The sequence below is a fragment of the Desulfonauticus sp. genome, assembly GCF_055126295.1.
This window is the reverse complement of sequence record NZ_JBSRHE010000025.1, coordinates 1-9,770: the sequence shown is the minus strand read 5'-3', so window position 1 is coordinate 9,770 and position 9,770 is coordinate 1. Positions and strand designations below refer to the sequence as shown.

At 41.3% G+C, this 9,770-nt stretch carries 11 protein-coding genes and 1 rRNA gene; 11 read left to right on the top strand and 1 reads right to left on the bottom strand.

What is annotated here, in order from left to right:
* Nucleotides 1-99: 99 nt before the first annotated feature.
* Nucleotides 100-702: a hypothetical protein gene (locus ACTCIM_RS10875; protein WP_472315585.1), complete on the bottom strand. Its 603-nt coding sequence runs from the start codon at nt 700-702 to the stop codon at nt 100-102.
* A gap of 259 nt (nt 703-961) precedes the next feature.
* Between ACTCIM_RS10875 and ACTCIM_RS10870 the strand changes: the two genes are divergently transcribed.
* The 11 genes from ACTCIM_RS10870 to ACTCIM_RS10820 all read left to right on the top strand — a co-directional run.
* Nucleotides 962-1,465 carry a nitroreductase family protein gene (locus tag ACTCIM_RS10870; RefSeq protein ID WP_464279212.1) on the top strand — a complete coding sequence of 168 codons (504 nt, stop codon included), beginning with the start codon at nt 962-964 and terminating at the stop codon, nt 1,463-1,465.
* A gap of 11 nt (nt 1,466-1,476) precedes the next feature.
* Nucleotides 1,477-2,118 carry an MBL fold metallo-hydrolase gene (locus ACTCIM_RS10865; RefSeq protein ID WP_472315583.1) on the top strand — a complete coding sequence of 214 codons (642 nt, stop codon included), beginning with the start codon at nt 1,477-1,479 and terminating at the stop codon, nt 2,116-2,118.
* Nucleotides 2,119-2,120: 2 nt separating this feature from the next.
* On the top strand, nt 2,121-3,164 hold the full coding sequence (locus tag ACTCIM_RS10860) for a glycosyltransferase (RefSeq protein ID WP_472315581.1): 1,044 nt from the start codon (nt 2,121-2,123) through the stop codon (nt 3,162-3,164).
* Between the two features lie 200 nt (nt 3,165-3,364).
* The gene (locus ACTCIM_RS10855) at nt 3,365-3,907 is read left to right on the top strand and encodes a flavodoxin family protein (protein WP_472315579.1); all 543 of its coding nucleotides are present in this window, start codon (nt 3,365-3,367) and stop codon (nt 3,905-3,907) included.
* Nucleotides 3,843-4,571, top strand: coding sequence for a phosphoribosyltransferase family protein (locus tag ACTCIM_RS10850; protein ID WP_472315577.1), 729 nt, complete (start codon nt 3,843-3,845; stop codon nt 4,569-4,571). The genes ACTCIM_RS10855 and ACTCIM_RS10850 overlap by 65 nt, the downstream gene beginning before the upstream one ends.
* A gap of 95 nt (nt 4,572-4,666) precedes the next feature.
* A complete protein-coding gene (rplU, locus tag ACTCIM_RS10845) occupies nt 4,667-4,978 on the top strand; it encodes a 50S ribosomal protein L21 (protein WP_464279216.1) in 312 nt (103 codons plus the stop codon).
* A gap of 21 nt (nt 4,979-4,999) precedes the next feature.
* Entirely contained in the window at nt 5,000-5,263 is a 264-nt protein-coding gene (gene rpmA, locus ACTCIM_RS10840) for a 50S ribosomal protein L27 (protein ID WP_464279217.1), read from the top strand.
* Nucleotides 5,264-5,365: 102 nt separating this feature from the next.
* A complete protein-coding gene (gene typA, locus ACTCIM_RS10835; protein ID WP_472315575.1) occupies nt 5,366-7,213 on the top strand; it encodes a translational GTPase TypA in 1,848 nt (615 codons plus the stop codon).
* Between the two features lie 13 nt (nt 7,214-7,226).
* Nucleotides 7,227-8,246: a GTPase ObgE gene (gene obgE, locus ACTCIM_RS10830; protein ID WP_472315573.1), complete on the top strand. Its 1,020-nt coding sequence runs from the start codon at nt 7,227-7,229 to the stop codon at nt 8,244-8,246.
* On the top strand, nt 8,221-9,378 hold the full coding sequence (gene proB / locus ACTCIM_RS10825; protein WP_472315571.1) for a glutamate 5-kinase: 1,158 nt from the start codon (nt 8,221-8,223) through the stop codon (nt 9,376-9,378). The genes obgE and proB overlap by 26 nt, the downstream gene beginning before the upstream one ends.
* A gap of 291 nt (nt 9,379-9,669) precedes the next feature.
* Nucleotides 9,670-9,770, top strand: a 16S ribosomal RNA gene (locus ACTCIM_RS10820); the annotation flags it as partial.

Sequence of the window (9,770 nt, the reverse complement as noted above, 5' to 3'; positions counted from 1 at the left end):
TCTTGCACATGGAATCCTTAAAAAACTCTTCCATCAAATCAGTGGCATCCTTTTCCGCATCTCCAAAGTTCCACCAGCGAGCCTCTTGGCATACCTGGTTTATCCAATCAAGCCCCCAATCTGTTTGCACTGCTGGCTCTCCCCTGGAGAAATAGGTAAAAGAACTGCGTGGCTCACAGTCTGTATCAAAATCTCGGTCTGGAATGACCAGATTACCTTGCTCATCAAGTGAGCCAAACCTTCCTTCCCGTCTCTTATATAGGTTTCCCTGGCCTTGAGGTAGATTTTTCGTCCGTAATTTTTCAACCGCTCTATTACTGTTTCCCAATTTGCAGCCTTGGGGGACCTGGGGTCTCTTATGCGCATAAATTTCAACACAGCTCCGTTAACTGTAGTCTCTCCTGAACCTTGAGCTAAGTTTAGCAAGGAAGAGAATTTTTCTTCCCATTGTTTTAAATGTTTATTTTCCTGATTTTGTTTAATGTTTTCTAGGATACTTTTTACTTCATCTCTGTCTTTTGCTTTGATTTCCATCCACTGTAGGTAGGGCTCTAGTTTACCAGGGTCTCCTTTGGGTTCATTGTAATTTTTTTCTATTCTAGATTTAAGTTCTTGATATTTTTGTTCTAAATTTTGCGCTCCAAGGGAGGTACTCCAGACACATAAACAAAAAACTAATAAAATTATGTTTCTTGTAAACATGGCTAGGTCCTCATATTTTTTTAGTTATACTAAAATATCTTATAAAAAGCACTTATTGTCAATAGGGAGTTTTATTTGTCAAATTCTAGATTTGATAGATTTTTGAGAATTTTAGCTTGTTAGGCTAGTTGAAAATTGGTGTTCTCCTCAACAAGAAGAATAATTTTAGGATGACAGCAAAAAAAAACTTCATTATTAATCTGCAAAATAAGTCAAAGCTGTCATAAACAAATATACTTAAGAATAAGGAGCTTAGAAGATGGAACTTTTCCAGGCCATTTTGGAGAGAAGAAGTATTCGCAAATTTACTTCTGAACCTGTAAGCAGGGAAGAGCTTTTGCGTATTTTAGAGGCAGGTATCTGGGCGCCCAGTGGGCTTAACAACCAGCCCTGGCGTTTTGTTTTGGTTCAAGATAGCAAGATAAAGGAGCGTTTAGCAGAGTGTACCAAGTATGGCCACATTGTGAGAAGTGCTCAGGCCTTGATAGTTGTTTTTCTGGATAAAAAGGCCTCTTATCATCACATCAAGGACGCTCAAGCCATTGGAGCGTGTATTCAAAATATGCTTTTGGCCATTCATGGTTTGAATTTGGGTGGAGTCTGGCTGGGAGAGATTTTAAATCAAGAAGCCCGGGTTCAGGAAATTCTGGATACTAATCCAGAAGATTTAGAGTTAATGGCAGTGATTGCACTTGGCCATCCAGCCCAAAAGGGTAGTTCTTCCAGAAAAGAACTGGAAAGCTTTATCCTTAAAGAATTTTAAAGGAGCAACAGGTGTTAAAGGTAAAAATATTTCCCTTAGGCGTGCTTTCTACCAACTGTTATTTAGTTTACTCGGATAAGGAAGCTGTGGCCATAGACCCAGGCGGAGAGGCAAGTGAGGTCTTAAATTTTTTAGAACAAAACAACCTTACACTTACTCATATCTTCAATACCCATTTGCACTTTGACCACATTCAGGGCAATGCCTCTTTAAGTAAGGCTACAGGCGTAACTATTTGGGCCAGTGAAAAGGATAAGTACCTTTTGGAAAGTGAACTGGGGTTAGGTGGTTTTATGGATTTTCCTGAAACCCCAGAGTTTTCCTTTCAAAATTTAGAGCCCGGTCCTTTACAGGTACTTGACACTACCTGTGAAGTCCTTAGTACGCCTGGCCATTCTCCAGGTAGCCTTTCTTTTTATTTCCCAGCCATAAAAGCTGTTTTTGTGGGTGATCTTATTTTTTTTCGTTCCATAGGCAGGACAGACTTTCCTGGCGGCGACCAGGAGGTATTAATTAAGTCAGCCAGGGAAAAGATACTTACCTTGCCTTCAGAGACCATTATCTATTCAGGCCATGGAGAAGCTACTACAGTAGGGGAAGAAAAATTGCACAATCCCTATCTCAATCCTCATTTGCGAGGTGGCCTTTTTTAGCGATGAAAATTGTTTACTATACTTATCTGCGAGATAAAGGAGGTGCAGCCAGAGTTGCCAACTTAATTGCCAGCTATTTAAGTAAAGAGCCTGGGTATGAGTTTATTCAACTGGTAGAAAGGGAAGGAGTTGATTGGTCAAAATTGAAAGATGCTTCTATTTTTCACCTTCATTCCAGCAAAAACTGGCTGGAGGTATTAAAAAAACTGGTTGATTTTAAGGGAATAGTTTTTATTACTGCGCATGATTTCCAGGTGCTTGGTGGAGGCTGTGTTTATCCCTTTCAGTGTTTTAACTGGCAAAAGGAGTGTGTATCCTGTCCCTTGGGATTTACAAACAGTAAGGAAGTTTTTGCACAGAAGAAAAAATTGTTATTAAAAATAAACCCCATTTTTATTTATCCTTCTAACTGGTTAAAGAAGATGGGAAGCAAAATGTATCCAGGTCTGGAGCATAAACTTATTTATAATGGAGTGGAACTTAATTTTAATCCTACCCTGGAATTGTTTCGCTATCAACGAAAGTTTATAATTTTAATATGTTCTTCTTTGGGCCGCAATGAAATTAAGGGAAGTGATAGGTGGCCTTTCATTATAGAATCTATTTTTCAAGAAGATAAAGAAATACGCTTTTTTTTAGTGGGAGGAGAAAAGTTGTCCTTTTCTTCACCAGAGGTGGCTGCCAGGGTTAAGCAAGTACCTGTTTTACCTCATAGCGAACTTTTAAATTTGCTGGCCCAGGGGTCATTATTAATTTATCCTGCTAGAATAGATAACTTTCCCCTTGTTATTTTGGAAAGTATGGCCTGTGGCTTGCCTGTAGTGGCTTATCAGGTAGGAGGAATAGGTGAGCAAGTCATTGCTGGAGATTGTGGGGAACTGATTGCTCCTTTGGCTGAAGATAAACTAATAGCAACTGCACTTGCTCTGCTTAAAAATCCTGTGCAACTCAGGAAAATGGGAGTACAAGCCAGGGAAAGGTGGCAAAGATTTTTTAGAATAGAGAAAATGGCCAAAGAGTATGGAAAAGTTTATGTCCAAAACTAGAGAAGAATTTATTTTAGATTTGCGGCATACCTGCTGAAGGGTATTGGAGGAGATAAGTTTTTATCTCCGACAAAATAAGTTTAAACGCTTGGTGGTGCTGGTTTCTCCAGTGTTTAAAAGCACCTTGCGAGAGGTTGGTTTTATTTTTCCTCATTATCAGTTAAAGTTAGAGGAAAAAAGCAGCTTTTTAAAAGGTACTTATGAAAAAAACATTACTGGTTAACGCCAGCCCGCATTTAAAGGGCAGTACAGACAGGGCCTTTAACCTGGTTTTAGAGAAGTGGGAAAAGGCAGAATATATTGTTTTGCGGGACAGGAAAATTATTCCCTGTATTGGTTGTCAAACCTGTGCCAAAGCTGAGTCCAGAGGTAGATGTATCTTTGAAGACAAGGATGAGGTAAAAGCAATTTTTGATTCTTTGGCCCAAAGGGAGAAGCTTGTCTTTTTTTCTCCCATCTATTTTTATCATCTTCCTTCTCTGTTTAAAGGTTTTATTGACCGGGCGCAAAGTTTTTATATGTTAAATCCTGCTTTTTTACCAGTTAAAAAAGCCAAGGCTGTACTTTTGGCAGGCAGGCCCAAAGGAGAAAAGCTTTTTGAAGGAGCGCGTCTTACCTTAAAATACTTCTTACAAATCTTTGGCTATGAAGTGGAAATTTTGGGTCTTAGAGGTGTAGATGGACCTGAAGACCTGGATGCTCACAAAGAGCAAGAAATTCTGGATTTTGTCCAATCTTGGTAAACACTTTCGTCGCTGTCTTTTTTGTGGCCAGCCAGAAGTGGATGATTTTTTTTGTTTGGAGTGTAGAAAGTATTTACCTGCTTTAGCCAGGGGCTGGTGTCCCTTATGTGGACAGCCTTATACCTTGCCCTGTTTTCACCTCTGTGCAGAGTGTCAGAGTGTACTTCCACCCTGGTCTAAATTTGGTTTTGGCTGTTATTTAACTGGGACTTTTCAGGAAATTGTCTATGCTTATAAGTTCAGGGAAAAGCTGGCTTACCTGGATTTTTTTGTTTCCCTTTTGGAAAATGGGTTTTACCGGCATAAGTTAACCCGGCCGGATATTATTTTGCCCATACCCCTTTCTAAAGGAGGACTCAGAAAAAGAGGTTTTAATCAAACTTTGGAGCTAGCTAAGGGACTTCAAGCTAAAATAGGGGGCAAGGTTTTGACCCTGGGGCTTAGAAAAATCAGAGAAAATTTACCCCAGAGGACTTTGCGAAAAAAAGAAAGGTTTTTAAATGTGCAGGGAGTTTTTGCCTTAAAGGCAGATTTGAGAGAGAAAAAGGTTTTATTATTAGACGATATTTATACCACAGGGGCTACCTTAAGGGAAGTGGGTAAGGTTTTACAAATACAAGGAGTTAAGGAGATAGAGGTCCTGGTTTTGGCCAGGAGTTGTTGAGGAGAGTTAGATTTTTTCCAGAAAGGAGAAAAAAAGCTTGACTAGAGTTTAAAGTGTAGTTTAAGCATCTTTTTCTTCACGTATGGGAGGGTAACATGTTTGCTATAGTTGAAACAGGTGGAAAACAATATCGAGTCCAAGAAGGCTTACAGATTAAAGTAGAAAAGCTGGAGGTAGAGCCAGCCCAGGAAATTACTTTAGACAAAGTTTTGGTGCTTGGTGAAGGCGGAGAAGTCAAGATTGGCACTCCTTATGTGGAGGGTGCAAAGGTCGTTTGTGAAGTCTTGGGACACGGTAGAGGCAAGAAGATCATTGTTTTCAAAAAGAAAAGAAGAAAAGGCTATCGTAAAAAACAGGGCCACAGACAATGGTTTACTGCCTTGAAGATAAAGGAAATCAAGGCCTAAGTAGGTAGAGAGGAGGAAGTCATGGCTCATAAAAAAGCTGGTGGAAGTACTAGAAACGGTAGAGATAGTATAGGTAAAAGACGCGGTGTAAAGCGTTTTGCTGGTCAGCAGGTAAGAGCTGGCAATATCCTGGTTAGGCAGTTGGGTACCAAGATTCATCCTGGAGAAAATGTAGGTCTGGGTAAGGACTACACCCTTTTTGCTCTGGTAGATGGTGTGGTTAAATTTGAAAAATTTAAGAGAAAAAATAGAGTTAAGACTAGAGTTAGTGTAATTCCTGCCTAAGTTTTTTTGAGTTTGTTTTTGTATTCTGGTAGAAAGCGTAAAGCCCCTTTGTCCTAAAGGGGCTTTTGTATTTTTTTTCATCTCTAAAAAAAGGAAAATTTTATGTCCTGGGAACAAAATGAAAAGATTAGAAATATTGCCATTATAGCCCATGTTGATCATGGCAAGACCACCCTGGTAGATAGTATGTTAAAACAAAGTGGTCTTTTTAGAGACAATCAGGAAGTGGCTGAAAGGATAATGGATTCTCTGGAGTTAGAACGGGAAAGGGGGATTACCATTGCTGCCAAAAACTGTTCGTTTTTCTATGAAGGAGTGAAGATTAACCTTATTGATACTCCTGGCCACGCTGACTTTGGAGGAGAGGTAGAGCGTGCTTTGTCCATGGCTGATGGGGCTATTTTGCTGGTGGATGCTTCAGAAGGTCCTTTGCCTCAAACTAGATTTGTGCTGCAAAAGGCCCTGGAAGGCAATTTGGCCCTTATTATTTGTATCAATAAAATTGACCGTAAGGATGCTAGACCGCAGGAGGTTTTAAACGAGGTTTATGATTTGCTCATAGAGTTAGGAGCTTCAGAGGAACAACTGGAAGCGCCTGTGCTTTATACCATTGGTAAGGAAGGAGTGTGTTTTGAAACTTTGGGCGGAGAAAAGCAGGATTTAAAGCCACTTTTCAGGACTATTTTACAAAATATTCCTGGACCTGGTTTTGACCCCCAAAAGCCTTTTCAGATGCTGGTATCAGATCTGGGCTATTCAGACTACCTGGGACGTCTGGCCATAGGTAAGGTTTTTCACGGAGAGGTAGAAGCTAAAGAAAATCTGGTCTGTATCTTAGCTGAAGGAGAGCAAAAACCTCTTAAGGTCTCTAAATTGCAAGTGTACGAAGGGATGGAATTAAAAGAGGTTTCCAGGGTTTTTCCTGGAGATATTGTGGTGTTATCAGGCCTGGAGGACGTACATATTGGAGATACCATCTGTACCCAGGAAAATCCGCAACAACTACCCAGGATTAGGGTTGAAGAGCCTACAGTGTCCATGCTTTTTAGTATCAACACCTCTCCCTTAGCTGGAAGAGAAGGGGAATTTGTGCAGTCTCGCAAAATTAGAGAGCGTTTATTTAAAGAAACTTTTTTAAATGTAGCCATTAAGGTGGAAGAAACAGAGGATAAGGACTCCTTTTTGGTCAAGGGTAGAGGTGAATTTCAACTGGCTGTACTGGTAGAGACCATGCGGCGGGAAGGTTTTGAATTTTGCGTGGGCAGGCCCAAAGTTATTCTGAAACAAAAAAAGGGGATATTAGAGGAGCCCATGGAAAACTTGTTGGTAGATTGCGAAGAAGTGTTTATGGGAGTGGTGACAGAAAAACTTTCTTTACGCAAAGGTAAGATGCATTCTCTGCTTAATAATGGTCAGGGTAGAGTGCGCATGGAGTTTCTTATCCCTTCCAGAGGCCTTATTGGCTATAGAGATGAATTTTTAACTGACACCAAGGGCACGGGCATTATGCACTCTTTGTTTGCTGGTTATGCTCCCTATGCTGGAGATATTCCGGGCAGAAGAACAGGTGCTCTGGTCTCGGACAGGTCTGGACAGGCTGTGGCCTATGCCCTGTTTAACCTGGAGCCTCGAGGCCGGTTGTTTGTTCGTCCTGGAGATGTGGTTTATGAAGGTATGATTATTGGTGAGCATAACAGGCAGAATGACTTGGATGTGAATCCCTGCAAGAGCAAAAAGCTTACTAACTTGCGGGCAGCAGGCAAAGATGACGCTGTGATTTTAACCCCGGTTTTGCCTTTAACTGTAGAACAGGCCATTCACTTTATTAAAGATGATGAACTGGTAGAAGTAACCCCCAAAAGCATTCGCTTGCGCAAAGCAGTCTTATCTGCCAAAGAAAGACATGTCCTGGCTGGTAAAGAAAAAAAGCAAAAACTAGCAGGAAACTAAAAGGGATTTTAAAATGCGTTTTATTGATGAAGCAGAAATTTTGGTGCGGGCTGGCAAAGGCGGGCGAGGTTGCGTTTCCTTTAGGCGAGAAAAGTTTATTCCCAAAGGTGGACCTGATGGTGGAAGTGGAGGCAAGGGCGGAGACGTTTATTTTTTGGCCAGCAACAGACTGCTGACCCTTTATGACTTTAGGTTAAAAAGAGTTTATGAAGCTCAAAATGGACAGCCTGGCATGGGCAGTCAGTGTGATGGTAAATCTGGAGAAGATTTGATTATTGAGGTTCCTGTGGGCACTTTGCTTTATGAAGTGCAGGCAGAGGGCAAGAGAGTCCTAATTGCAGACTTGGATAGAGACGGGAAAAAGGTATTGGTGGCTAAGGGCGGTAAGGGTGGAAAGGGAAATATGTATTTTAAATCCCCTACCAACCAGGCTCCTCGTTATGCCCAGCCAGGCCTTCCTGGAGAAGAAAAAAGAATTTACCTGGAGTTAAAACTCATAGCTGATGTGGGGCTTTTGGGGCTGCCCAATGCAGGCAAGTCCACTTTTTTGTCTGCCATTTCTGCAGCCAAGCCCAAGATTGCTCCCTATCCTTTTACCACTCTGGTTCCCAACCTGGGAGTGGTTGCTGATGAGAAAGGCCAGAAAATGGTAATAGCAGACATTCCAGGCCTTATTGAAGGGGCTCATCTGGGGCAGGGCTTGGGAGATAGGTTTTTAAAACATGTGGAAAGAACACGGTTTTTGGTACACATTTTAAGTATAGAAGAAATTGTGCCAGAAGAGCCTGAGGCTGGTTTTCAGTTGATAAATGAAGAACTGGAAAAGTTTAACCCTGCTTTGAGTGAAAAGGAACAGATTTGGGTCGTGAACAAGATTGACCTTTTAACCCCAGAAGAGCTAAGAAAATTAAAGGAAAAGTTTCCCGGTGAAGTCTTTTTTATTTCTGCCCTTAAAGGTGAGGGAGTAGACGAACTTCTAACTTATATGTGGCAAAGATTTTACGCCTATGAAGACAACCAGGCAAAATTTTGAACAATTTAAACTGGATAGCTTAAAAAGTGCCAAAAGGGTGGTGATTAAGGTCGGGAGTGCTGTCTTAACTACTCCCAGGGGCTTGGACTTGCGAGTTATCTCTCGTCTTATCGACGATATATCCCTGGTTCACGATCAGGGTAAGGAAGTGGTCCTGGTTAGCTCAGGAGCAGTGGCTGCAGGCTGCAAGGTGATGTCTTCTTGTAAGCTAAAGCCAGAGCTTACCTATAAGCAAGCTACCTCTGCTATTGGCCAGAGCAGGTTGATGCACCTTTACGATGAAGGCTTTGCTCGGTTTTCCAAAGTGACTGCCCAGGTATTGCTTACCCGTGATGACTTAAGGGATAGGGAGCGTTTTCTAAATGCCAGGAATACCTTTCTCAAGCTTTTAGAATGGAGAGTGATTCCTGTGGTAAATGAAAACGACACTGTAGCTGTGCAGGAGCTAAAATTTGGCGATAACGATCAACTGGCAGCTTTAATTTTAAATCTGGTAGAGGCAGACTTGTTTATCAATCTTACCTCAGCCCAGGGTGTTTTTGATAAAAATCCTCAATTATACCCAGAAGCCAGGAAAATAGACTATATCGAAGACATTACTTCTTTGGATTTAAATTCTTTGTGTGAAGGCAGTAGTGCAGAAGGCACTGGTGGTATGTATAGTAAGCTTTTGGCTGCTAAAAGGGCAGCCCAGATTGGAGTGCCTACAGTTATTCTGCCCGGTAAAGAACGCTTTATTTTGGAGAAACTTTTTCAGGGGCAAAATGTGGGTACCTGGGTTTTGCCAGAAGAAAAAAAGATTTCCCGGCGAAAGTTTTGGCTGGCCTATAATCTGGACCCAGAAGGAAAGGTCATTGTGGATAAGGGAGCTGGTCTTGCTTTGCAAAAGGGGAAAAGTCTGTTGCCTGTGGGCATTAAAGAGGTGGAAGGGGAGTTTGGGAAAGGTGCTTTGTTGAGTATTCTAAGTGAAGATGGTGAGATTATAGGCGTAGGACTTAGTAATTATAGCTCTGCTGACATCGCCAAAATGTTGGGCTGTAAAAGCTCAGAACTTAAAGACTTGCTGGACGAATCCTTTGTTTATCCAGAAGTTATTCACGCCGACAATTTATTACTCAAAGCTTATTTTTAATAATTTTAGGCTGTTATAAGAAAAAAAATATTTTTTTAAAAAAGTTGTTGACTTTTTTTTAGAGCTCGTTAAAAAGAGCACCTTCGCACGTGAGGGCGAAAAGTTCTTTAGACAAGAAAATAAGGTTTTCGAGACTTTCACAAGGAAAGCGAAAAAAGTTGAAAAAAGTGATTGACAGCTGACTCGGTTTTGAATAACTTAGAAAGTCTCGACACGACAACAAGTCTTTGTTCTTTGTCAATTGAATAGCGAGAGTGATGGTGTGAGATAAGGTTAAGGAGTTTAGAATTAATACTGGAGGGTTTGATTCTGGCTCAGAATGAACGCTGGCGGCGTGCCTAACACATGCAAGTCGAGCGAGAAAGCCACCTTCGGGTGGTGAGTAAAGCGGC